The sequence below is a fragment of the Acinetobacter sp. GXMZU3951 genome (assembly GCF_054457875.1).
In genome coordinates this window covers 1-26,196 of the sequence record NZ_JBTLFO010000001.1, presented here as the reverse complement: position 1 = coordinate 26,196, position 26,196 = coordinate 1, and the positions used below count along the sequence as shown (strand labels likewise).

Genomic DNA, 26,196 nt, shown 5'->3' with positions numbered 1-26,196 from the left:
ACAGAAATCATGAACGCAGTTGTATCTATTACACAATCTACTGACGAATATTTGGCACTTGGTCTTCGTGATCAATGGCATCCTGTTTTAGCCAGTTGGGAAGTAGCAGCTAATCCAGTAGGAATTACCCGTTTGGGCGAAAATATTGTGGTTTGGCGTGATGCTGACGGTCAAATTCATGCACTTGAAGACCGTTGTCCGCACCGTGGTGCACGTCTTTCATTGGGATGGAATCTGGGAGATCGCATTGCATGTTGGTATCACGGGGTAGAAGTTCGAGGTGATGGTGTAGTTGCAGATGTACCCGCAGTACATGAATGTCCAATGACCGGGACAAAATGTTTAAAGAATTATCCTGTGATTGAGCAGCATGGGGCAATTTTCCTGTGGTTTGGCATTGATCCGAATGAAGCACCCAAAGCATTGGAGTTTCCTGAACAGTTGGCGAATGAAGAATGGAGTGCATTTTTGTGTCAGGCGGATTGGAAAGTGAATCATCAATACGCTATCGACAATGTCATGGACCCTATGCACGGCACCTATTTACATTGTACTTCGCATTCTATGGCTGAAGGTGAGCGTACTGCTGAAATGAAGCATCGCACTACTGAGCATGGTTTTATCTTTGAGAAAGAAGGCCAAACAGGTGTGAACTTCGACTGGGTGGAATATGCCAATACTGGTGCAAGCTGGTTGCGCTTATCCATCCCTTATCGTAAGCAGTTTGGCCCGGGTGGTGAATTCTGGATTATCGGTTTTGCGACACCAATTGATGCCAATAACACTCGCGTGTTTTTCTGGCGTTGCCGCAAGGTTAGTGGCTGGCAGCGTAATGTATGGCGTTTCTTATATCGTAATCATCTAGAAAAATTGCATTGGGATGTACTTGAGCAAGATCGCATTATTTTGGAAAACCTCGCGCCGAATGCAAAAGAAAAAGAATTCTTATATCAGCACGATGTGGGCTTGGCACGTTTGCGTCGACTAATGAAGAAAGAAGCTGAAAAGCAATTAAAGAAAATTGCGGTTTTAGATACATCTTCACTGCCAGATACACCATAAGGATTGTCATATGACCAGTCATGCATTACTGCACGGAAAGAAAATCCTTGTAACGGGCGCGGCACGAGGTTTGGGCTTGGCTTTTGCCGAAGCAATTGCCCAAGCGGGTGCGCAAGTTGTCATGGCCGATATTTTATTGGATTTAGTCACAGCTGAGGCCACGAAACTCAAGCAGCAAGGTTTTTCAGTTCATGCGGTTTCACTGGATTTAGCCAATGCAGATTCAATTATATCTGCAGTGGAATTTGCACAGGACCAACTGGGCGGGATAGATGGTCTGGTGAACTGTGCAGCATTGGCAACAGGTGTTGGTGGCAAAGACTTAACCGAATATGACCCTGATTTATGGGATCGGGTCATGGCCGTCAATGTGAAGGGTACATGGTTGATGGTGAAAGCCTGTACCCCTTATTTAAAAGCATCGGCTGCTGGAAAGATCGTGAATGTTGCTTCAGATACAGCACTTTGGGGTGCGCCCAAGTTAATGGCTTATGTCGCCAGTAAGGGTGCCATCATTGCCATGACACGTTCTATGGCACGTGAATTGGGTGAATTTAATATCTGTGTGAATACGCTTTCACCGGGTTTGACCTTGGTAGAGGCTACAGAGTATGTGCCTGCAGCACGTCATCAGTTGTATGTGACAGGTCGAGCTATTCAAAGGCAGCAACACCCCCAAGATTTAAATGGCACAGCTTTATATTTGCTATCTGATCTTGCGTCATTTGTGACAGGTCAAAACATTCCCGTCAATGGTGGTTTTGTCTTTAACTAAGGAATAATGAAGATGATCACAGGAATAGAAATTCTAAAATTTGGTGTAGAAGATAAAGCGGATGCGATTAAATTTTTATCGGACTTTGGCTTGTCTCAAACACACTCAGATATAGAAAATACGGAACTTTTCCATACCCAAAATGGTAGCAAAATCTATGTGTTTGATATGGGGGATGACCGTTTGCCCCCAGCGATTGAGGCTGGTTCAACTCTACGTGAAGTGACGTGGGGAGTGGAAAATGATGCTGATTTACAGCAGCTTGCACAAAATCTCAAAGATGTGGATGGATTTGTTCAGGCGGATAATCACATTCAATGTCGTGATCCGAATGGAATGACTATCGTTTTTCAGCGTTCAATTACGCAGGAACTTCCTGACAAGAAAACCGAAGGAATTAATCAATACGGCAATATTCAACGGATTAATGCTGCAAGCCCTGTGTATGACAAAGGTGAGCCTGTTGCGATTGGTCACGTGGTGTTCTTTACGCCAGATTTAGAAACGACTGAAGCTTTTTATAAAGAGAAGCTTGGTTTTCATTTGTCAGATGCATATCGCAAGCGTGGGGCATTTTTGCGTTGCCGTGGTGAAGGTTTCCATCACGATTTATTTTTGCTGTCTATTCCGAATAAGCCCGCGGGACTGAACCATGTCGCTTTTGTAGTGCGTGATATTCACGAAGTGATTGGTGGCGGTTTAAACATGAACCGCTCGCACTGGTCGACATTTATTGGTCCAGGCCGTCATCCAATTTCTTCTGCCTATTTCTGGTATGTCAATTCACCACTCGGTGGCGCATTTGAATACTACACCAATGATGATTATTTGACTGAAGATTGGACGCCACGTGTTGAAGAGCATTCGCTTGAACTCTTTACCGAATGGGCAATTGAAGGTGGATTGGATCATGAAACCCGACGTCAACATAAAGCCTAATGGTTTAGGGCAATAGCAAGGTGAATGACATGGAACGAATAGTTGTGGTTGGAGCAGGTCAAGCTGCAGGTTGGGCCGTAAATACCTTACGTCAAAGTGGCTTTTCTGGGGAAATTCATGTGGTTTCTGATGAAAATCAGATCTTTTATGAACGTCCGCCTTTGTCAAAACAAGTTCTGTCTAAAGAAGCCAGTTATGAGAGCCTGAATTTATTTACCGCAGAACAAATTGCTGAATTTAATTTGGAACTCCATAAACCTGATTCGGCAAAACGAATTGACCGTAACAGTAAACAGGTTTTTCTAGAAAGCGGGAAAATCTTGCCTTATGACAAATTGCTGATTGCGACAGGTAGTCGTGCCCGCGTTCCAGTAGCGACTTGGATCAATATTCCAAATGTGATGACGCTGCGCGGAGTACAAGATTGCCAACGATTATCGGACAAAATTGAACAATCGCATAGGATCGCCATTATTGGCGGTGGCTGGATTGGTCTGGAAATCGCTTCGACAGCACGTAAACAAGGCAAAACGGTGCATGTGTATGAATATGCAGAGCGTCTTAGTGGTCGAAGTGTTAGCCCAGAAGTTTCTGATTTTTTAAAGCAGATACATAGCGAGGCAGGTACTGAAATTCATTTAAAAAGTCAGCAATTGCATTTAATTGAAGCGTCCAATCAAACCGTAGAGGTATTGAATTATCCAGAGCCAAGCCAAGTATTTGATTGCGTTGTGGTCGGTGCTGGTGCAGAAATTGCGAAAGAATTGGGAACTGATGCGGGTCTAGAAGTTCGAGATGGCATTGTCGTGAATGCTTATGGACAGACATCCGATCAAGATATTTATGCAGCCGGTGATGTGGCGACACATCCAGTATTGGGATACTGCATTCAATCGTGGGCAAATGCACAAAATCAAGCCATTGCAGCTGCAAAATCCATGTTAGGGATGGACACAGAATATGCCGATATTCCCTGGTTATGGTCGGATCAGTATCACTGCAATATTCAAATTTTGGGCACATATCAACCTAAGCTGCAGTCCAGTTTGGTTGTACGAGAAACCAGTCCAACCCAGAAGAGCTATTTGTACCTAGATGCAGAAAACAGACTCATTAATATGATCGCCGTGAATGATTCCAAGTTAGTCAAACTGGCTAAGCGTTGGATTCAAAATCAAACGGTTTTAGATCCAGAACAACTTAAAAACCCTGAGTTTAATGTCATGAAATTAAAACCATAGCGTTTTTTTCACTACGTTGAGCCAGATCAAAGGAATGTTAAATATGCTGAACGATGTAGAAGAAAAGAAGGGGTTGAAGCATTGGATACCTGCTTTTGTATTAATGGCGTGTGTGGTACTCGCGTTCTTTGACAAGATTAGTATCGCTGTATTGTTTTCAGACCCGCACTTTCAAGATGCAATGGGGATTGCACAAGATAAAGCAAAATTAGGCTGGTTAATGACAAGCTTTCTTTTGGCTTACGGATTTTCCTCGGTTTTTTTAAGTTTTTTGGGCGATATTTTTAACCCAAAGAAAATGCTGTTTTGGAGTGTAACATCATGGGGAATCCTCATGTTGTTTATGGGATTCACTACACATTACGGCACCATGTTGTTTTTACGTGTGTTATTGGGTATTGCCGAAGGTCCACTCTTTGCCTTGGCCTATAGCATCGTCAAGCAGACGTATTCGGATCATCAGCAAGCACGTGCTTCAACCATGTTTTTGCTTGGAACGCCGATAGGTGCATTTTTAGGCTTCCCAATTACGGCAGCAGTACTGGCTAAACATGACTGGCACAGCACATTTTTTGTCATGGCGGGCTTGACGCTCATTGTCATGATTCTGGTTTCGGTTGGGCTACGCAATTTGACCCTGCGTAAAACGATTGAGCTGGAAGATGCCAGCACACGAGTGAACTTTCAAGGTCATGTACAAAACACCAAAAGTTTATTGAAAAACGGATCGTTCTGGTTGGTTTGCTTCTTCAATATTGCCCTGATGACTTATTTGTGGGGGCTGAACAGCTGGGTACCGTCTTACCTGATTCAGGATAAGGGCTTCAATTTAAAAGAGTTCGGCTTTTATTCAAGTTTACCTTTCATTGCCATGTTGGTCGGTGAGGTATTGGGAGCGTTATTTTCCGACAAACTAGGTAAGCGTGCGATTCAGGTCTTTACTGGTTTATTGGTTGCAGGGATCTCTCTCTATTTCATGGTGATTATGACCAATCCATTCATGATTATCGTGTCAATGTCGGTCAGTGCATTTTCTTGGGGATTTGGTGTAGCTGCAGTCTTTGCTCTTTTAGCCAAAGTAACGACAGCAGATGTTGGCGCTACAGCTGGTGGCATTTTCAATGGCTTAGCGAACTTTGCCAGTGCGATTGCGCCAGTGCTGATCGGCATGATTGTAATGAAAACAGGCAGCTTTAATCTCGGTATCACATTCTTAGCAGTGGTGGCAATTGTAGGTTCATTTTTCCTTACCCCATTGCTTAAACGTTATTAAAAAGATTTTCAGTAGGAGTGAAAAACATGAGTTCTCAGCAATTTGAAACATGGAATCAGCCGGAAGGCACAAACTTAGAACAATGGCTGAATACCCGTATTGCACGTTTTGAGACGCGTAAATATGACTTTGATGCGTTGAAATTCCAAGCCGATTACGACCCGAAATATCGCCGTGCGCAAATGCGCTACATGGGGACGGGTGCAACAGGTGTTGTAGCGGATGGTAATACCGTTCCAGCTGAAAATTTCACATTCTCTACCATGGTTTTACCCGCACAGTGTGAAGGTCCATTGCATATTCACCATGATGTAGAAGAAGTCTTTTTTATGCTGCGTGGCGAAATTGATCTGTTCATCGAACATAACGGTGAAAAGTTTCAAACGCGTTTAAAAGAGCGTGATCTGATTTCAATCCCGCCCGGTATTTATCGTGGTTTGTTTAATCCGGGACAAGAAGATGCCTTGATGTGCGTGATGCTCGGTGCTGGAAAACCAACAATTCCGAACTATCCACCTGAGCATCCTTTATCTCAGATTGAACGCAACTAATGTAAGACAGGGAAATACAGATGACACTTATTGAAACATTAAAACACTTCCCGATTCAGCTGGTTGATATTAATGGCGATCAACAGGCCTATCGGGAAGCTGGAACAGGCGATCAGTATTTGGTGCTATTACATGGTATCAGTTCTGGTTCTGGCTCGTGGGTTAATCAATTGAATGAGTTAAGTCAGTATTTTCATGTAATTGCATGGGATGCACCTGGCTATGGTTTGTCTGATGCATTAACAACGCAGACCCCCAATGCGGAGGATTATGCTCAGCGTTTAGCTGCGTTGTTTGATGCACTTCAAATTCAGCAGGCGATTGTTGTGGGGCATTCCCTTGGGGCATTACAGGCGAGTGCATTTGCTCGCCTGTATCCTCAACGTGTTCAGCAATTGGTTATTGCCAATGTGGCCCAAGGCTATCAGCGCTATCGTGCAGAGCAACAGGCAGAAGTGTATGCCAAGCGCCCCAAAATGTTGGCTGAGCTGGGCAATCACGGACTAGCACAAAGCCGTGGACCCAATTTAACGTATTTAAAATTACCACAAACCCTAGCGCTGATTGAGCATGTGATGCAGAACTTAAATTTAGGCGGATTTACCCAAGCATCCTACTTATTGGCTTATGACGAAATTCGAAATTATTTGAAAGATTTAGGCGGGAAATGCGTGATCGTTGCTGGACAGCAAGACAGCATTACCCCATCGCAAGCAATTGCAGAATTGGCTCAGGAAATGGATTGCCAAAACTATATTGAGATCGCTGAAGCGGGACACCTCAGTTATGTCGATCAACCCAAAGCATTTAATGCAATTATTTTGTCTGCAACGCAGCATTGAAACGAGATATCAATTATGAGCTTCCAAATAGAAGGAAAAGTAGCAGTTGTCACAGGTGGCTCTTCAGGCATTGGTTTAGCTGCTGTCGAAATCTTAGTGGCAGAAGGTGCCAAAGTCGCATGGTGTGGTCGGGATGAACAACGCCTTGCTGAATCAAAACTTTATATTTTAGAAAAATATCCGAATGCGCAGGTTTTTACACATGCTTGTAATGTGCTGGCGCAGTCGGAAGTCAACCGCTTTGCACAAGCAGTGAAACAACAGTTTGGTCATGTCGACATGTTGATTAATAACGCAGGTCAAGGTCGCGTTTCAAATTTTGACAATACACAAGATGAAGATTGGATGAAAGAAATTGAGTTGAAATACTTCAGCGTACTGAACCCTATTCGAGCATTTTTGGAAGATTTGAAACTGTCTGCATTTGGTTCGATTACCAATGTTAACTCATTGTTAGCCCTGCAACCCGAGCCGCACATGATTGCGACTTCGGCAGCACGCGCAGCGTTGCTGAATTTGACCCATTCACTATCACATGAATTTATTCAGTATGGCATTCGTGTCAATTCCATTTTGTTGGGCATGGTGGAATCGGCGCAGTGGAAACGCCGCTATGCAGACCGCTCTGACCAAAATCAAACTTGGGAAGAATGGATCGGCAATATTGCACAAAAGCGTGGAATTCCAATGCAACGCTTAGGTAAACCAGAAGAACCTGCTCGCGCTTTGGTTTTTCTTGCATCGCCATTGGCTTCATATACCACAGGAACAGCACTCGATGTTTCAGGTGGTTTTAACAAACATATTTGAGGACAGACATGAAGCAACTCATGATGATTGGATTCGGCGCGATGGCGTCAGAAGTCTATACCCATTTGCCACATGACCTTGAATTGAAATGGGTTGTGGTACCAGCAGATAGCATTGCTGATGTACAAGCAAAATTATCCGATAGTGTGCAAGTAATTTCAGATATAACTCAATGTGATGGTACGCCTGATTATGTCATTGAAGTTGCAGGTCAGGCTGCGGTTAAAGAACATGCGAAAAAAGTCTTAGCGCAGGGTTGGACCATTGGACTGATTTCAGTCGGGACATTAGCAGACAGTGAATTTCTTGCCGAACTTAAAGCAACGGCTCAACAACATGGCGCGCACTTACATTTATTGGCGGGCGCCATTGCAGGAATTGATGGCATTGCGGCAGCCAAAGAGGGCGGGCTTGATAAAGTGGTCTATAAGGGTTGCAAAAGCCCGAATAGCTGGCGGGGCAGTTATGCCGAGCAGTTGGTCGATCTTGATCGAGTCACAGAAGCTACGGTGTTTTATCGCGGAACAGCACGTGAAGCAGCGTTAAAATTTCCAGCCAATGCCAATGTGGCTGCGACCATAGCACTTGCAGGCATGGGCCTGGACGACACCACAGTAGAGCTCACGGTTGATCCGACGATCACTAAAAACAAACATACCATTGTAGCGGAAGGGCGCTTTGGTGAAATGACCATTGAGCTAATGGGCGTACCACTTGCGTCAAACCCAAAGACCTCAACATTGGCTGCGCTCAGCGTGATTCGCGCATGTCGTAATAGCGTTGGAACGATTCAGATTTAAGAGGGATAAAGTCATGGTAAAGGAACTGTATATTGCAGGTGAGTGGCGTTTGGGTCGAGGCAATGTTATCCAAAGTACATTTCCAGCAGACAATTCGGTGAATGCCGAAATTTCGACAGCCAGTCCGGAAGATATCGAAGAAGCCATTCAAAAAGCTGATCAGGCTTGGCGTGAACCCACATGGCGGAACAGCTTGCCACATGAGCGTGCCAAAATTTTATATAAAGTCGCTGACCTTATTGAGGCGCGTGTTGATGTACTTTCGAAGTTACAAACCCGTGATAACGGGAAGCCTTTAGCAGAAACACGTGGCTTAGTGATGAGTGCTGCAGCAACTGCACGCTATGTAGCGGCTGCTTGTGAAACCATGAATGATGAACTGACTTCACAACGTGCACCAGACTTCATGAGCATGAGCGTGCATGAACCGGTGGGCGTCGTGGCGGCAATTACCCCATGGAATTCCCCAATTGCCAGTGAAGTGCAAAAACTTGCACCAGCATTGGCAGGTGGTAATGCCGTGATTTTAAAACCTGCCGAAGCAACGTCATTGATTGCACTTGAATTGGCGAAAATCTTTGAAGAAGCAGGCTTACCGAAAGGTTTGCTCAGCGTGTTGGTCGGTAAAGGATCTGTGGTGGGGGATGCCATCGTGAAGCATCCATTGGTGCGTAAAATTTCCTTCACGGGCGGTACAACTACAGGACGTCACTTGGCGCATATCGCGGCAGATAAATTGATCACTACGTCACTCGAACTGGGCGGGAAATCTCCCACGATTGTATTGCCTGATGCTGATGTTGAGCTGGCGGTAAAAGGTGTCGTATATGGAATTTTTAGTTCCGCAGGTCAGGCATGTATTGCAGGTTCTCGTCTGTTTATTCATAGCAGTCTTTATGATCAGTTTTTGGCACGTCTAGTTGAAGTCACCGAGAAGCTTCGTGTCGGACATCCTGAACAAGCCGATGTGCATATCGGTTCATTAATTAACCGAGCACATCTAGAGTCAGTTGATCGTTATGTCCAACTGGCAAAACAAGAAGGTGGCGAGATTCTAACGGGTGGTCAAGCAATCACTGAAGGCGAGTTCGAGAAAGGTAGTTACTATTTGCCGACTATTATTACCGGCTTAAATAACAATGCTCAAGTGTGCCAAGAAGAAATTTTTGGACCAGTTTTGGTGGTCATGAAATATGACAATGAAGCCGATTTACTGAAACAGGCCAATGACAGTTGTTTTGGTTTGGCAGCCGGTATCTGGACGGAAAGTTATCGTAAGGCTTGGCGTATTGCTCGCGCTTTAGAAGTGGGCACAGTGTGGATTAACACCTATAAGAAATTTTCCATTTCAGCACCCTTTGGTGGCTTCAAAGACAGCGGTATTGGTCGTGAGAAAGGGCGTCAGGGCATTTTGTCCTATATGCAACAAAAAAGTATTTATATCGGACTGAATGAGACGCCAAACCCTTGGTCAGACTAAGCATCAGTCAGCACAAAGTTAAACAGATAGTAAAACAGAATTTTTAGAGGAATATATTCATGACGGAACGTGTCAATGTAGGTGAAGCAATTGCCCGCGTGTTAGAACAGCACAATGTAAACAGTATATATGGCGTCATTTCAATTCATAACTTACCGATTGCCGATGCAGTGGGGCGCCGTGAGAAAATCCGCTTTGTTGCAGCGCGTGGTGAAGCGGGTGCAGTGACCATGGCAGATGCCCATGCACGCTTTAAGGGCTTGGGTGTTGCCTTAACCAGTACAGGTGCTGGCGCAGGTAATGCGGTGGGCTCATTAATTGAAGCTATGAACGCAGGTAGCCCAGTTTTGCATTTAACGGGTCAGGTGGAGCGTGAATATCTGGATCGTGATGCCAGCTTTATTCATGAAACCAAAGATCAGCTTACGTTCTTACGTGCTTCAAGTAAGGCCGCCTTTCGTATTACCAGTCCAGACAATGCCGTTGGTGTCATTCGTGAAGCAATTCGTGTTGCCACGACTGTGCCGATGGGGCCCGTCAGTGTTGAACTTCCGATTGATGTTCAAGCCGCAGAAATTGATTTACCACTGGATTTAGGACCAGTCAAAGCGCTCCAATTACCACAAGCCAGTGATACTGAAATTGAACTGATTAGCCAGAAACTTCAACAAGCCAAACGTCCAATGTTCTGGGTGGGTGGTGGTGCTTTACATGCGGTAGAGGAAGTTAAAGCGATTGCTGATTTAGGCATTCCAGTGGTGTCTTCAACGCATGGTCGCGGTATCTTGGCAGATGCACATCCACGCAGTTTAGGCGCATTTCATAACTCGGCAGCAGTTGAGCAATTGCTAAAAGAGTCTGATTTAGTGGTGGTGGTAGGTTCACGTTTACGCAGTAATGAGACTAAAACTTATTCGGTTGAATTTCCTGAAAATATTATTCAGATTGATGCCAATCCAGTGGCTCAGCAACGGAACTACAAGATTCGGCATTTTATTTGTGCAGATACCAAAGACACTTTGGCACGCGTGTTAACTCAGCTCAATGGCACATCAAAGGTTGATGCAAACTATGACCAAGCGATTGTGGCTGCTAAAGATGCCGCTGTTGCAGCCTTACGTAAACAGATGGACCAATACGCCTTAATTTGTGATCATTTACGTGCAGCACTGCCTGAAGATGGCATTTTTGTTCGCGACATCACCATGTCGGGTAGTACATGGGGGAGTCGCTTATTCCCATTTCAAGCACCGAACCGAAATATCCACTCACTTGCAGGCGCAATTGGTTTGGGGCTTGCTCATGCAATCGGGTCAAGTATTGCCAATCCAGACAAGAAAGTTGTGGGCTTGGTCGGTGATGGTGGCTTGATGCTCGGGATTGGTGAAATCGCAACCATGGTGCAGGAAAATACTGACATGGTGTTAATGATTATGAATGATGGCGGATATGGCGTAATGCGCGGTATTCAAAATAACTATTTCAATGGTCGACAGTATTACAACGAATTGCATACCCCAGATTACAAGCTTTTAGGCGAATCAATGGGCGTAAAAAGCTGGAAAGTCGGTAGTGCAGAAGAATTTAAGACAGCGATTCAAGCAGCTGTTGCACTGAATGGTCCCGCCATTATTGAACTGGATATGCATTCGATTGGGCCACTGAACTTTGCTGGTCCTCCTCAAAAGAAACTGTACTAATAGACACTCTGCAGAGTGCTGAGTTGGACTAACTCAAAAAATAATCTTTTTTTTCTATGCTACGTGCCTCGGCACGTAGGGTAGAACACATGCTAAAAAAAGGTGAATCAGACGTGCAAAGCAAAAGGATGACTTGCTTTAGCCAATACAAGCCAATTTTTTTTAAGCAAAAAACAAAACAAACATTGTTTTGTATGTAAAACAAATAATGCAAAGCTTGTAATGGCAAGCCAATGAGGAAGTATAAATGAAAAACCAGATGATGGCTGTTGTGGGTGTAATGATGTCATGCTTGGCGACAACAACATGGGCTTCAGAGTCAGCGCTAGAATGGAACAGTGATGATGGAGCTGCTGCATTGAAAGTGGGTGGTGTTGTTCGTTTTAACCATCGTTATGAAAGCTGGCCTGAAAGTAAAAACCGTGGATTTGGTAAAACTGATTTTGATATTTTACGTTTAGATATTACAGGGAAATATGAGGATGTATATTTAAATAGCAGTTTCTTATTGCAAGATCATGAATATACCTCGATAGAAAAAGCATATATTGGTTATAAATTTAACCAAAATAATAGCCTCGAAGCTGGTTTTGTATATAAACCATTCGCAATTTATCCTTATCCGCAAAATGGGTGGACTTATCATCTTCCATTTTTCTTGGGCTATGGTAATAACATTGCACCAGGTCTGAATTGGAATTATAACGATAAAGATTGGGATATTAAGTTGGGCTATTACCCAACCATGCTGGAAACCAATATGCGTTATTCACCGGAAAGTGGGAGTTATGATGAATTAAATAATACATTCCCGAATCAGAAAGCCTATCAAAATGAAAAGCGCAATCAATTAAATACGCGTGTAGTAAAAAAGTTTGATACAGGCGTGGGGCAGCAAGAACTCGGGCTATCAGGCGCTATTTCCCAATTGCATAATAAAACTACGGATAAAAATGGGCAATATTATGCGCTTGGTGTACATGCAAATACCAATTTCAATCGTTGGAATATTCAGGGCTCAGTCATAGATTATAAATATGATGCTGAGAACCCTGAGGGTATCAGCAATGACGTGACTTTAATGGGAACCAATGGTTTAACTCCATCTTATTTCATTGCTTCTGAAGGCATTATTTCGAGCTTGAATATTGCTTATACTTTACCAGTGAAGGACATGGGTAAATTAAAGGCAATTAAGTTCTATAATGACTTTAGTTATTTAGATAAAGAACGTAGTGACTGGTCAGCCTCACAAATGAATACGACAGGCATGATGTTTATTGCTTCACCATTTTTGGTGTGGGCGGATTATACTTGGGGAAAAAATTCTAATATCATTGGAGGTTCAACCAATAGTACAGGGTATACCTCAACCACCTCGCAAAATAGTGATAAGTGGTTATACCGTGTGAATTTAAATTTTGGATTTAAGTTTTAGGCTAATATTTTCGTATTGCCGTAAAGTTGAAATTTTAGCTTTACGGCTTTTTAAATTTTAATAGTTAATGTACTTATTTATTTTGTATTCAGTAGATGATTTTATTTGTAAATGATTTTTAATTAATAATATTTCTATGTGTATATAAAACTTATGATTCATCATTTAAAAATCAAAATTTTATCGGGTGTATATTTAAGTTTTTTGAAATAGTCTTGGAATTTTATCAAAATCATGTTTTAAATTAGAATAAACAATCATTCCATAAATTTTTGAAAGACGGCAACCCAAAAATAGGGTATTAATTTTTAGTTGAGGTTCTTGAAGGAGCATAATTTTGGCTCAACTGCAAAGTGAGGTTGATGTAGTCATTATTGGTGGTGGTCAAGCGGCACTATCGACTGCATATTTTTTAAAACGGAAAAAGATTCCATTTATTATTTTAGATGATCAGGTTCAAGCTGGTGGAGCATGGTTACATGCTTGGGAGTCCCTACGTCTATTTTCTCCAAATACTTGGAGCTCTTTGTCGGGGTGGATGATGCCGACAACCTCTCAGCCTTATCCGAGCAGGGATGAAGTCATTGCATACTTAAATGCTTATGAGCAACGTTATCAGTTTCCTATAATACGCCCGATCTCTGTAGATCATCTTGAACAGCATGCTCAATCTTTAGATGTTTATGCGGGAGAAAAGTTTTGGCGAGCAAAGGCGGTGGTCAGTGCAACTGGCACTTGGGGGCAGCCTTATATTCCTGTGTATGATGGCATAGAAAACTTTGAAGGGCTTCAAATACATTCGGCCGATTATGTAAATGCTGAACCCTTTAAAAATAAGAACGTGATGGTTGTTGGTGGTGGCAACTCAGGTGCGCAGATTCTGGCTGAAGTATCAAAAGTAGCCGAATGCACTTGGGTCACTCAGACCCCCCCACAATTTCTTTCGGATGATGTGGATGGTCGAGTCTTGTTTTTTCGGGCAACGGAACGTTTAAAAGTGCAATTAGAAGGACGCCATGTCGACCAGCCAGTGGGCGGTTTGGGAGATATTGTGATGGTGGAGAGTGTTAAAGATGCCAGAGCGCGTGGCGTCTTACATAGTCGAGCGCCCTTTTCAGCTTTTAATCAACATGGTGTAATTTGGTCAGACGGCACACATCAAGCCATCGATGCTGTCATTTGGTGTACTGGCTTTAAGCCTGCACTGAAGCATGTAAACAGCCTTAATATTGTCGAGCCTGATCATACTGTTGCTGTGCAAAATGGTCGATCTTTAAAAGTGCCGAATTTATGGTTCGTGGGTTATGGCGAGTGGACTGGAATGGCATCCGCCACCTTAATCGGGGTGTCACGCACTGCACGTGCAACGGTCGATGATATTGTAGCGTACTTGAACGCTCCATGATGAAGTAGAACAGCTCAGAATTCATAATGTAAAAGAATGCCATTATGAATTCTTGATTCATCTCATCTTGAGCAAAAAAAAGGTCGAAGCAACCATTAGGCTAGTTTTGCCCAGTCAAGCCTATATAAATCTTGAAAATCGTTCGCGATAGATACTTTCTTCTGGTAATAATTCTAACAAACGCAGCACGGCATCATTTCGCTCAGGTACATAACTAATAATCTTTAATAATTGGTCGATGTCTTGCATTTGATAAATCAAATGGCTTAATCGGGCATCAAAACTTTCGCGCCATGCACACAAAAAAGGGCTCTCTGTTTTAGCTAAAAAACAACCCTTGTATAATGAAAACGTACTGGCGAGAAATCCTGCATTCAATGATTGTTCAGCTTGTAAAAAATCGCATTGTACTTCACAGGTTAATTTATATATGCGAGCTTCGATGCAGTCAGGTAATAAATTCCGAAGTTGTGACAATTCTGCTTTCAGTGTTTTAGTACTGACGTCACGCTCTCCATATAAGGCGTAATGAAGTTCCTCTAAGCTAATCCCATTCGAACGTAAAGCCAAAATACACAGAATCTCAATTTGTCGATGTGTTAATAACAGTTGGGTTTGATTGAATAATACTCTCGGTGTACCTAAGGCATTAATACACAATATATTTTTTTGTTCAATTAAAAGAGATTGACGTACGAGGTCGGCACAGCGTTCAACGGCTAAAACGCCCAAAGGCGTATGTTTTTTATATTTGGTCGAGAGATTAATCACGCCATGAAATTGATTGGAAATCGGGTCAATGATTGGCGCTGCGTAACAGACCCAATCTCGAACACTATTCATTTGATTCTCATGAGAGTGAACACAACGGGAACGTTGACTATTCAGTGCCAAGCCAATCGCATTGGTGCCGACGGCTTGAGTAGACCATTGTCCCCCCTCAACAAAATGAACCTGTTCCGCAGACGATAACATTGTTCGACTACTCCACGTCCATAGCAGAGTCCCATGATGGTCGGTTAGTCCTATTGCCATGTCAGAATCGTGAGCAATTCTTAAGAGTTCTTCATAGGTATGATGAATAGTACGACTGAATAAAGAAAAACGCTCTTCCTTGGGTAGCGTCACTAAGGGTGCGGCATTCACATCAACTTGATTGACTAAATGCGTTGTTTGTAAGCGTGTATTCAATTCTTCTAAATTATTCATTCCATATTCCTTCATGGCTGAGCTGAAATATCCATTTGTGCCCAATAGTAATAATTTCATCCTGTCATTTTATGACTGTAAGTTGCATGATAAATTTTGATGATTGACGGAATTTCTCCTAAAGCTGTGAGCGGATTTATTTTCAACGGTATCCCAAAAATCTAATAGGAAAACCTTCGTTTTTCTATCTAATTTTAGTAAAAATTTCATTCATTTTATGGATGCACCATACAATTAAAATGGGGTTAATGCACTTTTGTAATGAAAGGGGTTAGGAGTGGCTTCTCCATGATATTGTTTTTCAGCAAAGTAACTCGATCTTACCATTGGTGCACTCCAGATATTTTTAAATTGTAATAACTGACCATGGATTTGGTAATGTTCAAATTCTTCCAAGGCAACAAAACGATGAATTGGGGCATGTGCTTTGGAAGGTTGCAAATATTGCCCAATGGTTATGTAGTCAACATGGTGATCTTTAAGATCATTCAGTAACACAATCACTTCTGCTTTAATTTCGCCTAATCCAACCATCAGACCAGATTTGGTCGGAATATCAGGACAGTACTGTTTAAATTGCTTGAGTAAATCTAAGGAGTGCTGGTAGTTTGAACCCGGTCGCATGGCTTTATAGAGGCGTGGCACAGTTTCAATGTTGTGATTAAAAACATCGGGTGGGTTCTGGCTCAGAATGTCGAGTGCAAGATCCATGCGCCCGCGAAAGTCTGGCACTAAGATCTCAATTAAAGTGTCTGGACTGCTTTGACGGATTGCTCGAATGCAATCGGCAAAATGTTGTGCACCGCCATCTTTTAAGTCATCACGGTCAACAGAAGTAATCACGACATATTTTAAGTTCAGGTTCTTTACCGTTTCAGCCAAATGCTGTGGTTCACGGGCATCTAATACATTCGGGCGACCATGAGCGACATCGCAAAACGGGCAGCGTCGGGTACAAATATCGCCCATGATCATGAAGGTTGCAGTCCCACTACCAAAACATTGCGGCAAATTCGGACAAGCAGCTTCTTCACACACCGTATGCAGTTTTTGTTGCCGTAATAAATCTTTAATAATCTGCACTTCTTCAGGCTGACTGATTTTGCTCCGTATCCATTCTGGTTTTTTGGGTGGTGTTTCGGTTGGAAGCACTTTAATCGGAATACGCGCCAATTTTTCAGTGCCACGTAGTTTTTTTCCAATTGCTACTGAGTGATTTAAATCCATTTTATATATTCCATTGTTTAAATTAATATAAAAACATTCATTTAATTGCAGGTTTGAGCTGTAATTAAAATATTCAAACTATAATAAAATAGTCCAAAAATCTTATGATATAAAACAAAGGTTGGTTAAAGGTTTGTTTTTATATGTTTTTGAAATTAATAAAAAATTAAAGATATTTTTAAGTATTTAATGTATTGTTTTTTAATATTATTTCATAATTTTTCTATAATATTTTTTTTAGTCTAATAGGAAAAATAATCAAAATATTCTTATATAAATATACGGTTTAAAAATTCAGGTTGGAATGTTTTTCTACTCTGAATTTTATTTTAAGCGTTATGAATAAGGATCAAGTATATGCAATTAACGGAAGAGCAATTGCTAGCAGCATACAAAAGAATGCGCGATATTCGTGAATTTGAGGATCGACTTCACGATGAAAATAATACAGGCGATATCCCAGGTTTCATTCATTTATATAGCGGTGAAGAAGCGGTTGCCGTGGGAATTTGTGAAAATTTAACCGACAAGGACTTTATTACTTCGACCCATCGTGGTCATGGACACTGTATTGCCAAAGGCTGTGATATTCACGCCATGATGTTAGAAATTTTTGGCAAAGATGATGGTTTATGCCGTGGTAAAGGTGGCTCCATGCATATTGCCGATCTGGATAAAGGCATGCTCGGTGCCAACGGTATTGTGGGGGGCGGTCCTCCCTTAGCAATTGGTGCGGCATTAAGCGCCAAAACCGTTAAAACTGGTGGTATTGGTTTGTCGTTTACGGGTGATGGTGGTTCAAATCAGGGCTTAACCTTTGAAGCCATGAATATGGCAGTCGTGCTCAAGCTTCCTGTCATTTTTGTTTTTGAAAATAACGGCTTTGGTGAAGGCACTGCACATGATTATGCCGTAGGCAGTAAGGACATTGCAGGTCGGGCGGCAGGTTTTGGCTTACCCGCCGAAAAAGTGGATGGTACAGACTTCTTTGCTGTGTATGAAGTTGCGCAAAAAGCCATTGAGCGTGCCCGCCGTGGTGAAGGTCCGAGTGTGATTGAAACGGTAACCAACCGTTTTTATGGACATTTTGAGGGAGATCCCGGACTGATTCGCTCCAAAGAAGAACTGGATTATGTCAAAGAGCATAAAGACCCATTGAAAATCTTTCGTGAAAAAGTCAAAGGGCAAATTGACGAAGCCAAATTAGATGCCATTGATGCCCAATCTAAAGCGAATGTGGACGATGCTGTTGCGAAAGCGCGAGCAGCCAAATATCCAGAAGTCTCTCAGCTACTTACAGATGTTTACGTCTCTTACTAAAGGAATAGTAGAACAATGCCAAATAAAAGTTATCGAAACGCGATTAAAGAAGCGATTGAACTGGAAATGCGCCGTGATCCAAGCGTGATCGTTGTGGGTGAAGATGTCCGTGGTGGACATGGCGGTAAAAATACCGATGACAATAAACTCGAAGGGTTTGGCGGGGTATTGGGGGTCACTAAAGGGCTATGGACTGAGTTCGGTTCGGAGCGCGTCATTGATACCCCGATTACCGAGTCTGCCATTATTGGGATGGCCGCAGGGGCTGCTGCAACAGGTTTAAGACCTGTGGCGGATTTAATGTTTATGGATTTTTATGGCGTGTGCTATGACATGCTGTATAACCAAGCGGCCAAATTCCGTTACATGTTCGGTGGCAAGGCAAAAGCTCCAATGGTGGTGCGCGGTATGATTGGCGCTGGTTTTTCCGCAGCAGCACAACATTCTCAGTCGCCGTATAACGTGTTTGCCTCAGTGCCAGGCTTAAAAGTGGTGGTGCCGTCTAGTGCCTATGATGTGAAAGGGTTGTTGATTCAAGCCATTCGAGATGATGACCCCGTGGTTTTTTGTGAGCACAAGTTGTTGTACGACATTAAAGGCGAAGTACCAGATGAGGCCTATACCATTCCTTTTGGTGTCGCCAATTACACTCGTGAAGGCACCGACATTACCATTATTGCCTTAAGTCTCATGGTGCATCGTGCTAATGAAGTTGCTGACAAGCTGGCCAAAGAAGGCATTTCGGTTGAAGTGGTTGACCCACGAACCATTTCCCCATTGGATGAAGATGGCATTTTAGAATCGGTGGCTTCAACAGGTCGGGTGGTGATTGTGGATGAATCGGCAGCCCGTTGCGGTTTTGCACATGATGTGGCTGCGCTTATTGCCCAGAAAGGTTTTCATTATCTGAAAGCACCGATTGAACTGGTGACCCCACCGCATTCACCTGTGCCATTTTCTCCCGTGTTGGAAAAAGAATGGTTACCAAGTGTAGAACGTATCGAACAGGCTGTACGTAAAACGTTGGAGGCTTAGGATGAGCGAAATTAAAACTCTAGAAATCCCGAAATGGGGTCTGTCAATGGAAGAGGGCACCATTGCCCAATGGCTGATTCAGGAAGGAGAGCAATTTAGTAAAGGGCAGGAAATTTGTGAAATTGAAACCACAAAAATCGTCAATGTTCTTGAAGCCCCTTTCGATGGCATGCTGCGTAAAATTATTGCCAAAGATGGTGACACCCTTGTTGTCGGTGGTGTGATTGCCATTTGTGCTGATGCTCAAGTGTCAGATGCTGAAATTGAGGCTTATGCCCAGTCCTTAGGTGGAACACCTGCTGTAACTGAACATAAAGCTGTCGCAACGGTTCCTGAAAAAGTAGCTGCGGCTCAAGTGGAAAGCAAAGTACAAGCTGTGCCTAAACAGAACAGTGTTGGTAACACTTCAAAAGCTGTGACTCAGGGCGGATATTCAATTCCTGCTGTGTTACAAGGCTACCAACATAGCGATGATATTTTTGCTACGCCACATGCCTTGAAATTGGCTGCAAAACATAATGTGAACTTGGCTCAGATTTCAGGTTCTGGACGTGAACGCCGTATTAGTGTTCAGGATATTCAGACCGCAGTTCAAGCCGCAGGCGGGGCTTGGCCAGATGTGCGTCATCAGGCCAGTACCAAAGCCGCCAAATCTAAAGCGGATGATAGCCACGTGCTCGCCACCCCAGTCGCGCGCCGTTTGGCAAAACAATGGGGCATTAATCTGCATGATTGCCGTGCATCGGGTTCACGTGGACGAGTCTGTAAGGAAGATGTTGAAGCCGTTTATCAGCGTGAAAATCCTGTACAAATTCAACATGCAGACCATGTGCATTCATCCGAGTCAACAAAAGTCACGACTATAGCCATGAATGCCATGCGTAAAGCGATTGCTTCAAGGCTGCAAGCCGCCAAACGTAATGCACCGCACTTTCGCTTAACCATAGACTTAAATGTTGAAGCGGTTCAGGCGTTACGTCAGCAAATTAACAGTAGTGTACCGCAAGTCAAGTTGTCCATTAACGATATGTTGATTAAGGCTGCTGCGGCCGCATTGATGAAGGTTCCACAGGTCAATGTGCAGTTTGATGAAGAAAATCAGCAAATTTTACAGTTTGAACAGGCTGATATTGCTGTAGCTGTCGCGATTGAGAATGGTCTGATTACACCGATTATTAAAGCCGCCAATCACAAATCCTTAGCCCAGATTTCCAATGACATGCGAGATCTGGCGACCCGTGCCAAAACGGGTAAATTAGCCCCTGATGAGTTTCAGGGGGGCAGTTTCAGTATTTCCAATTTGGGAATGCTCGGCATTCAACAGTTTGACGCGATTATTAACCCACCTCAGGGGGCCATTTTGGCTTTGGGAGCTGCGGAGAAACGCGCTGTCGTCGAACATGATGCGATTGTTGTACGTCAGATGGTGACAGCAACATTGTCTTGCGATCATCGTGTGATTGATGGGGCATTGGGTGCGCATTTCCTATCGGCATTTAAGCAGTTTGTCGAAAATCCTGCCTTGATTTTAGTGTAGGAGAGTCGCCATGTCTGATACACAATTTGATCTGATTGTCATCGGTGCTGGTCCGGGGGGATATGTCGCTGCGATTCGCGCAGCGCAACTGGGCTTAAAAACCGCAATTGTTGAAAAACAGCATTTGGGTGGAATCTGTCTGAATTGGGGCTGTATTCCTACCAAGGCACTACTGAGTGGAGCTGCACTGGCGCAGCAGCTTAAACACACAGAGCAGTTTGGATTTACTGTAGGTTCCGTTGATTTTGATATTCAGCAACTGGTTCGTCATAGCAGACAGGTGTCCGAGCAATTGGTGCAAGGCATCGGTCATTTGCTGAAAAAAAATCAGGTCACTGTTTTTCATGCAGCCGCTCAGTTTATTGCCAAAGAACAATTAGAGCTTACCGATGCACAGGGACAGAAACAGCAGATTTCTGCACCGCATATTATTGTGGCAACGGGCGCACGTGCAGCCACTTTACCGCATATTGCTGTCGATGGTAATCAGGTCTGGAGTTATAAAGAGGCTTTAGTACCGCAGCAATTACCCAAGTCTTTACTGGTCATTGGTTCGGGTGCTATAGGCAGCGAATTTGCCAGCCTCTACCAAGACTTAGGTTGCCAAGTGACGCTGGTAGATATCGCCAAGCAGATTTTACCTAGCGAAGATGTTGAAGTTGCCCAATATGTGCAAAAGCAATTTGAACAGCAGGGGATGAAAGTTTTAACGGCTGCCGCCGTAAAAAGTATCGAAAGCAAAAACGGACAAGTGGATTGTTATATAGAAACATCGACTGGTGTGCAAATGATCACCGTTGAAAAGGTACTTTCTGCGATTGGGGTAAAAGCGAATACCCAAAATCTGGGTCTAGAAGCATTGGGTATTGAGTTTGAGCATGGCTATATCAAAGTCGACGCTTGGTGCAAAACCAATGTGGTAGGCGTTTATGCAATTGGAGATGTCGCAGGCGCACCCTGTTTAGCCCATAAAGCCAGTCATGAAGCCATTCTTTGTGTCGAGAAAATCGCTGGGTTGACTGAGGTACATGCTTTGGATCGTACGCAAATTCCAGGCTGTATTTTCACCCATCCTCAAGTGGCGAGTATTGGCTTGACGGAGCAGCAAGCCAAAGCTGCAGGCTTCTGTATTAATGTCGGCAAATTTCCATTACAAGCCAATGGGAAAGCCTTGGCTTTGGGGGATAGCACAGGATTCGTCAAAACCATTTTTAATCAGGAAACGGGCGAGTTGTTGGGTGCCCATATGGTGGGACATGAAGTCACAGAACAAATTCAAGGTTTTGCGATTGCCAAATACCTAGAAGCGACAGATGACAGCTTGGCTCAGGTGATCTTCCCCCATCCAACCTTATCTGAGGCGATGCATGAGTCGGTGTTATCCGCGATGCAGCGTGCCATCCATATTTAAGGAGTCGCAACATGCCTAGAGGTTTAAATAATAAAGTCGCGTTAATCACAGGTGCAGCACAAGGCATTGGACGTGGTATTGCCTTACGTTTGGCGCAAGAAGGTGTTCATATTGCCTTGGTCGATCTTCATCAAGAAAAGTTAAATGTTGTTCAACAAGAGATTGAAGCTTTTGGCGTAAAGGCCACCACATTTATTGCGGATGTTTCAGATCCTGTTCAAATTGCGCAAGCAATCGATCATGCCGAATCGACACTTAATGGTTTTGATATCATGATCAATAATGCAGGCATTGCCCAAGTTAAAGCTTTGGCAGAAGTAACGCCGAGTGAATTTAACCAAATTATGAACATCAATGTCGGTGGTGTACTTTGGGGGATTCAAGCTGCAGCAAATAAATTTAAACACCGCCAACAGGCTGGAAAAATTATTAATGCATGCTCAATCGCAGGTCATGAAGGTTTTGCTTTACTCGGTGTTTATTCGGCAACTAAATTTGCAGTTCGTGCATTGACGCAAGCTGCGGCTAAAGAATATGCCAGTGCTAAAATTACTGTAAATAGCTATTGTCCGGGTGTTGTAGGCACAGACATGTGGGTCGAAATAGATCAGCGTTTCTCTGAAATTACAGGTGCACCAATTGGTCAAACGTATAAAAAATATGTAGATGGTATTGCTTTAGGACGTGCTGAAACACCAGATGACGTGGCTGCATTAGTTGCATTTTTAGCCAGTGAGGATGCAAACTACATTACAGGTCAGTCTATTTTGACAGATGGTGGAATGATTTACCGTTAATATCAATATAAGGAATACACAATGAAAGCAGCTCGTTTTTATGATCGAGGGGATATTCGAATTGAGGATATTCCTGAACCAAATGTATTACCTGGCACAGTTGGAATTCAAGTGGCATGGTGTGGTATTTGCGGTACAGATTTACATGAGTTTATGGAAGGTCCTATCTTTATTCCGCCGTGTGGTCATCCACATCCAATTTCTGGAGAGTCTGCACCTATTACCATGGGGCATGAATTTTCAGGCGTAGTTTATGCAGTTGGTGAGGGGGTTGAGGATATTCAGATCGGGCAACATGTTGTGGTTGAGCCCTATATCATTGCTGATGATGTGCCTACAGGTCCGAATGATAAGTATCATTTGTCTAAAAATATGAACTTTATTGGGCTAGGTGGACGCGGGGGCGGACTCTCTGAAAAAATTGCGGTACAACGACGCTGGGTTCACCCAATTTCGAAGGATATTCCCCTAGATCAGGCAGCATTAATTGAACCCTTATCTGTGGGGCATCATGCCTACGTCAGAAGTGGTGCAAAAGCGGGCGACATCGCCTTGGTTGGTGGAGCGGGGCCTATTGGTTTGCTTTTATCGGCTATTTTAAAGGCCAAAGGTCTCACGGTCATCATTACTGAACTCAGTGCAAAACGTAAAGAAAAAGCGATAGAAGCAGGGGTTGCAGACTATGTGCTAGATCCATCGCAAGTTGATGTGGTTAAGGAGGTCATGAAAATTACCGAAGACCGTGGTGTAGATGTCGCGTTTGAATGTAGCAGTGTCAATAAAGTTATGGATACACTGGTCGCAGCGATGAAACCCACAGGCGTGGTGGTCATTGTGTCGATCTGGAGTCATCCTGCCACGATTAATGTGCATAGTGTGGTCATGAAAGAGTTAGATATTCGGGGCACAATTGCTTATGTAAATGACCATCAGGAAACGATCCGTTTAGTGGAGCAAGGTCTGATTCATCTGGAACCATTTATTACCCAGCGTATTGCGCTGGATGATCTGGTTTCGCAAGGCTTTGAAACACTGATTCATAATAATGAGTCTGCGGTAAAAATTATTGTTCATCCTTAAATGGATATGCAGATTGACGCTCACCATAGATTTGGATTTACTTGGTTAAGCTGATTCTGTTGATGGCATAAGCATAAAAGTTGAGTTTTAGATTGAGCCAATTGAATAAATTGTAGTGATGAACCTGATCTAAAAGTCATGTCGCGAACAGGTTCTCACAGGCTTCGATAAACAGATTTAACCGTATAAGAGTTATTTTTTAATTTTTCTTATCGAAAACGCTTAAGGCTACCAAACAAAAGGTGATTGATAACATTCACAAAGCAAACACTCTAATTAGAGTGTTTGGCTTTTTAAAAAATTTACAATATTTCGATTAAACACACTCGGCTGTTCCACATTAGAAATATGCGAAGCATCAATCTCGACCAACTGACTCTGCGGAATCTGTGCCTGCATAAACTGCGCATCCGCCACCGTGGTTACAGGATCTTGCTGACCCGCAATAATCAGCATAGGCACCGTAATTGTCTTTAATTGTTCCCGCACATCCGCTTTAGCCAAAGCCGCACAACAGTTTGCATAACCTTCGGCACTACCAGCTGCCAAGTCGTTTTGAAGATTGGACACCACTGCAGTATGACTTTGGATAAAGGGATCTGTAAACCATCGCGAGGCTGCACTGTCCGCAATCGGTTGTAAACCTTGAGTTTTGACCAGTGTTGCACGATCCAGCCAAGCCTGCTCCTGACCAATTTTGGCGGCAGTATTACAGACAATCACATGGCTAAAACGTTCAGGATAATGAATCGCCAACCACTGACCGGTTAAGCCACCCATCGAAATGCCACAGAAAGCCGCTTGCTGAATATTGAGATGATCTAGCAGCTGAATCACATCTTCACCCAACTGTTGCAGGCTATAAGGCCCTTGCGGAGTTGAGGATCCACCATGACCACGGGTGTCATAACAAATGACAAAGAACTGCTCTTTTAAAGCATTAAACTGCTGCTGCCACATGCCATAGTTGGTGCCTAAGGAATTAGAAAACACCAGTGCAGGATGACTGGCATCGCCAAAGGTTTGATAATGCAGTTGTACTTCAGGCGTATTTAAAATCGGCATATTATGGTTCCTTAATTCATTAAAAAATGAATGTTTCCACGCTAGTTATGAGTAGAAACATCACGTCAGATCAGAATGAGGGTTAAACCCGTTGAATAATCAGCGCAATGCCTTGACCCACGCCAATACACATCGAACACAGGGCATAAGTGCCACCGGTTTGTTCCAATTGGTTTAAAGCTGTAGTGACTAAACGTGCCCCTGAAGCCCCCAGTGGATGACCAATCGCAATCGCCCCCCCATTTGGATTCACTTGTGTCGTGTCATCTGCCAGACCAAGATCACGGGTCACCGCCAATGCCTGTGCGGCAAAAGCTTCATTCAGCTCAATCACATCCATCTGCTCGATGGTGAGATTGGCTCGTTTGAGGAGTTTCTTGATCGCAGGTGCAGGCGCAAAGCCCATGATGCGAGGCTCAACCCCCACAGCCGTAGAGGCAATAATCTTGGCGCGGGGTTTAAGCTGGTATTGTTCAACTGCTGCTTCTGAAGCAATCAGTACAGCAGCCGCACCGTCATTGATGCCTGACGCGTTTCCCGCTGTGACGGTGCCTTCTGCTGTGACGACTGGCTTCAGTTTGGCCAAACCTTCGAGTGTGGTCGATGCACGCGGATGTTCATCCGTGTCGATCACAATTGGATCACCCTTACGCTGAGCAATGCTCACCGGGATGATCTCGTGTTTAAAAAAGCCTTGAGCTTGCGCGGTTGCTGTGCGCTGTTGACTCGTCAAGGCAAACTGGTCTTGATCTGCACGATCAATCTTAAATTGTTGCGCCACGTTCTCTGCGGTTTGTGGCATGGTCTCTACGCCATACATGGCTTTGAGCTTTGGATTGATAAAACGCCAGCCCATGGTGGTGTCTTCAATCTTCTGGCTACGCCCATAAGCACTTTCCGACTTGCCCATCACAAAAGGTGCACGTGACATGCTTTCCACGCCACCGGCAATAATCAGATGGGCTTCTTCGGCTTTAATGGCACGTGCCGCAATGGCAATCGCATCTAAAGATGAACCACATAAACGGTTGATGGTGGTCGCAGGCACTTCAACCGGTAAGCCTGCCAATAAGGCCGACATACGCCCTACATTACGGTTATCTTCACCGGCTTGGTTGGCACAGCCATAGATCACGTCATCGACCTGTGACCAATCGACAGTCGGGTTACGTTGCATCAAGGCTTGAATCGGCACTGCC

The 26,196-nt window shown here is 43.7% G+C and carries 23 protein-coding genes; 19 read left to right on the top strand and 4 right to left on the bottom strand.

The window, feature by feature from the left end; translation table 11 throughout:
* Positions 1 to 9: 9 nt before the first annotated feature.
* The 13 genes from ACX17N_RS00115 to ACX17N_RS00055 all read left to right on the top strand — a co-directional run bounded on the left by ACX17N_RS00115 (position 10) and on the right by ACX17N_RS00055 (position 14,316).
* The gene (locus tag ACX17N_RS00115) at positions 10 to 1,062 is read left to right on the top strand and encodes a Rieske 2Fe-2S domain-containing protein (protein WP_458890565.1); all 1,053 of its coding nucleotides are present in this window, start codon (positions 10 to 12) and stop codon (positions 1,060 to 1,062) included.
* Between the two features lie 10 nt (positions 1,063 to 1,072).
* The gene (locus ACX17N_RS00110; RefSeq protein WP_458890564.1) at positions 1,073 to 1,837 is read left to right on the top strand and encodes an SDR family oxidoreductase; all 765 of its coding nucleotides are present in this window, start codon (positions 1,073 to 1,075) and stop codon (positions 1,835 to 1,837) included.
* A gap of 12 nt (positions 1,838 to 1,849) precedes the next feature.
* Positions 1,850 to 2,776, top strand: coding sequence for a VOC family protein (locus ACX17N_RS00105; RefSeq protein WP_458890563.1), 927 nt, complete (start codon positions 1,850 to 1,852; stop codon positions 2,774 to 2,776).
* 29 nt (positions 2,777 to 2,805) lie between these two features.
* Positions 2,806 to 4,017, top strand: a complete 1,212-nt coding sequence (locus ACX17N_RS00100; RefSeq protein WP_458890562.1) for an NAD(P)/FAD-dependent oxidoreductase — start codon at positions 2,806 to 2,808, stop codon at positions 4,015 to 4,017.
* Positions 4,018 to 4,060: 43 nt separating this feature from the next.
* Positions 4,061 to 5,290 carry an MFS transporter gene (locus tag ACX17N_RS00095; protein WP_458890561.1) on the top strand — a complete coding sequence of 410 codons (1,230 nt, stop codon included), beginning with the start codon at positions 4,061 to 4,063 and terminating at the stop codon, positions 5,288 to 5,290.
* A gap of 26 nt (positions 5,291 to 5,316) precedes the next feature.
* Positions 5,317 to 5,841, top strand: coding sequence for a cupin domain-containing protein (locus ACX17N_RS00090; RefSeq protein WP_458890560.1), 525 nt, complete (start codon positions 5,317 to 5,319; stop codon positions 5,839 to 5,841).
* 20 nt (positions 5,842 to 5,861) lie between these two features.
* Complete coding sequence (locus ACX17N_RS00085) at positions 5,862 to 6,683, top strand: alpha/beta fold hydrolase (RefSeq protein ID WP_458890559.1); 822 nt, start codon at positions 5,862 to 5,864, stop codon at positions 6,681 to 6,683.
* Positions 6,684 to 6,698: 15 nt separating this feature from the next.
* Complete coding sequence (locus tag ACX17N_RS00080) at positions 6,699 to 7,493, top strand: SDR family oxidoreductase (RefSeq protein ID WP_458890558.1); 795 nt, start codon at positions 6,699 to 6,701, stop codon at positions 7,491 to 7,493.
* An 8-nt stretch (positions 7,494 to 7,501) separates the two neighbouring features.
* Positions 7,502 to 8,293 carry an aspartate dehydrogenase gene (locus ACX17N_RS00075; protein ID WP_458890557.1) on the top strand — a complete coding sequence of 264 codons (792 nt, stop codon included), beginning with the start codon at positions 7,502 to 7,504 and terminating at the stop codon, positions 8,291 to 8,293.
* Between the two features lie 13 nt (positions 8,294 to 8,306).
* Positions 8,307 to 9,773, top strand: a complete 1,467-nt coding sequence (locus tag ACX17N_RS00070; protein ID WP_458890556.1) for an aldehyde dehydrogenase — start codon at positions 8,307 to 8,309, stop codon at positions 9,771 to 9,773.
* A gap of 59 nt (positions 9,774 to 9,832) precedes the next feature.
* Complete coding sequence (locus tag ACX17N_RS00065) at positions 9,833 to 11,473, top strand: thiamine pyrophosphate-binding protein (RefSeq protein ID WP_458890555.1); 1,641 nt, start codon at positions 9,833 to 9,835, stop codon at positions 11,471 to 11,473.
* 259 nt (positions 11,474 to 11,732) lie between these two features.
* On the top strand, positions 11,733 to 12,911 hold the full coding sequence (locus tag ACX17N_RS00060) for a hypothetical protein (RefSeq protein WP_458891099.1): 1,179 nt from the start codon (positions 11,733 to 11,735) through the stop codon (positions 12,909 to 12,911).
* A gap of 337 nt (positions 12,912 to 13,248) precedes the next feature.
* On the top strand, positions 13,249 to 14,316 hold the full coding sequence (locus tag ACX17N_RS00055; protein ID WP_458890554.1) for an ArsO family NAD(P)H-dependent flavin-containing monooxygenase: 1,068 nt from the start codon (positions 13,249 to 13,251) through the stop codon (positions 14,314 to 14,316).
* A 120-nt stretch (positions 14,317 to 14,436) separates the two neighbouring features.
* On the opposite strand, the gene ACX17N_RS00050 is transcribed toward ACX17N_RS00055, so the two are convergent.
* A complete protein-coding gene (locus ACX17N_RS00050) occupies positions 14,437 to 15,525 on the bottom strand; it encodes a transcriptional regulator (RefSeq protein WP_458890553.1) in 1,089 nt (362 codons plus the stop codon).
* 234 nt (positions 15,526 to 15,759) lie between these two features.
* On the bottom strand, positions 15,760 to 16,752 hold the full coding sequence (gene lipA, locus ACX17N_RS00045; RefSeq protein WP_458890552.1) for a lipoyl synthase: 993 nt from the start codon (positions 16,750 to 16,752) through the stop codon (positions 15,760 to 15,762).
* 357 nt (positions 16,753 to 17,109) lie between these two features.
* Here lipA and ACX17N_RS00040 point away from each other — a divergent pair, with 357 nt between their 5' ends.
* Genes ACX17N_RS00040 through ACX17N_RS00015 form a run of 6 tightly spaced genes read left to right on the top strand, consistent with a single transcriptional unit; the run spans position 17,110 to position 23,932 of the window.
* Positions 17,110 to 18,072: a thiamine pyrophosphate-dependent dehydrogenase E1 component subunit alpha gene (locus ACX17N_RS00040; protein ID WP_458890551.1), complete on the top strand. Its 963-nt coding sequence runs from the start codon at positions 17,110 to 17,112 to the stop codon at positions 18,070 to 18,072.
* Between the two features lie 15 nt (positions 18,073 to 18,087).
* Positions 18,088 to 19,107: an alpha-ketoacid dehydrogenase subunit beta gene (locus tag ACX17N_RS00035; RefSeq protein ID WP_458890550.1), complete on the top strand. Its 1,020-nt coding sequence runs from the start codon at positions 18,088 to 18,090 to the stop codon at positions 19,105 to 19,107.
* Position 19,108: 1 nt separating this feature from the next.
* Positions 19,109 to 20,644, top strand: a complete 1,536-nt coding sequence (locus ACX17N_RS00030; protein WP_458890549.1) for a 2-oxo acid dehydrogenase subunit E2 — start codon at positions 19,109 to 19,111, stop codon at positions 20,642 to 20,644.
* Between the two features lie 10 nt (positions 20,645 to 20,654).
* Positions 20,655 to 22,055 carry a dihydrolipoyl dehydrogenase gene (gene lpdA / locus ACX17N_RS00025; protein ID WP_458890548.1) on the top strand — a complete coding sequence of 467 codons (1,401 nt, stop codon included), beginning with the start codon at positions 20,655 to 20,657 and terminating at the stop codon, positions 22,053 to 22,055.
* A gap of 11 nt (positions 22,056 to 22,066) precedes the next feature.
* Positions 22,067 to 22,852 (top strand): acetoin reductase, encoded by a 786-nt coding sequence (locus ACX17N_RS00020; protein WP_458890547.1) that lies wholly within the window; start codon positions 22,067 to 22,069, stop codon positions 22,850 to 22,852.
* 21 nt (positions 22,853 to 22,873) lie between these two features.
* Entirely contained in the window at positions 22,874 to 23,932 is a 1,059-nt protein-coding gene (locus ACX17N_RS00015) for a 2,3-butanediol dehydrogenase (RefSeq protein WP_458890546.1), read from the top strand.
* Between the two features lie 276 nt (positions 23,933 to 24,208).
* Here the strand turns inward: ACX17N_RS00015 and pcaD are convergent, their stop codons facing one another.
* Together pcaD and pcaF are read right to left on the bottom strand one after the other, a co-directional pair.
* On the bottom strand, positions 24,209 to 24,997 hold the full coding sequence (gene pcaD / locus ACX17N_RS00010; protein WP_458890545.1) for a 3-oxoadipate enol-lactonase: 789 nt from the start codon (positions 24,995 to 24,997) through the stop codon (positions 24,209 to 24,211).
* 82 nt (positions 24,998 to 25,079) lie between these two features.
* Positions 25,080 to 26,196, bottom strand: a 1,117-nt coding sequence (gene pcaF / locus ACX17N_RS00005; RefSeq protein WP_458890544.1) for a 3-oxoadipyl-CoA thiolase, incomplete at its 5' end; no start/stop codon positions are given.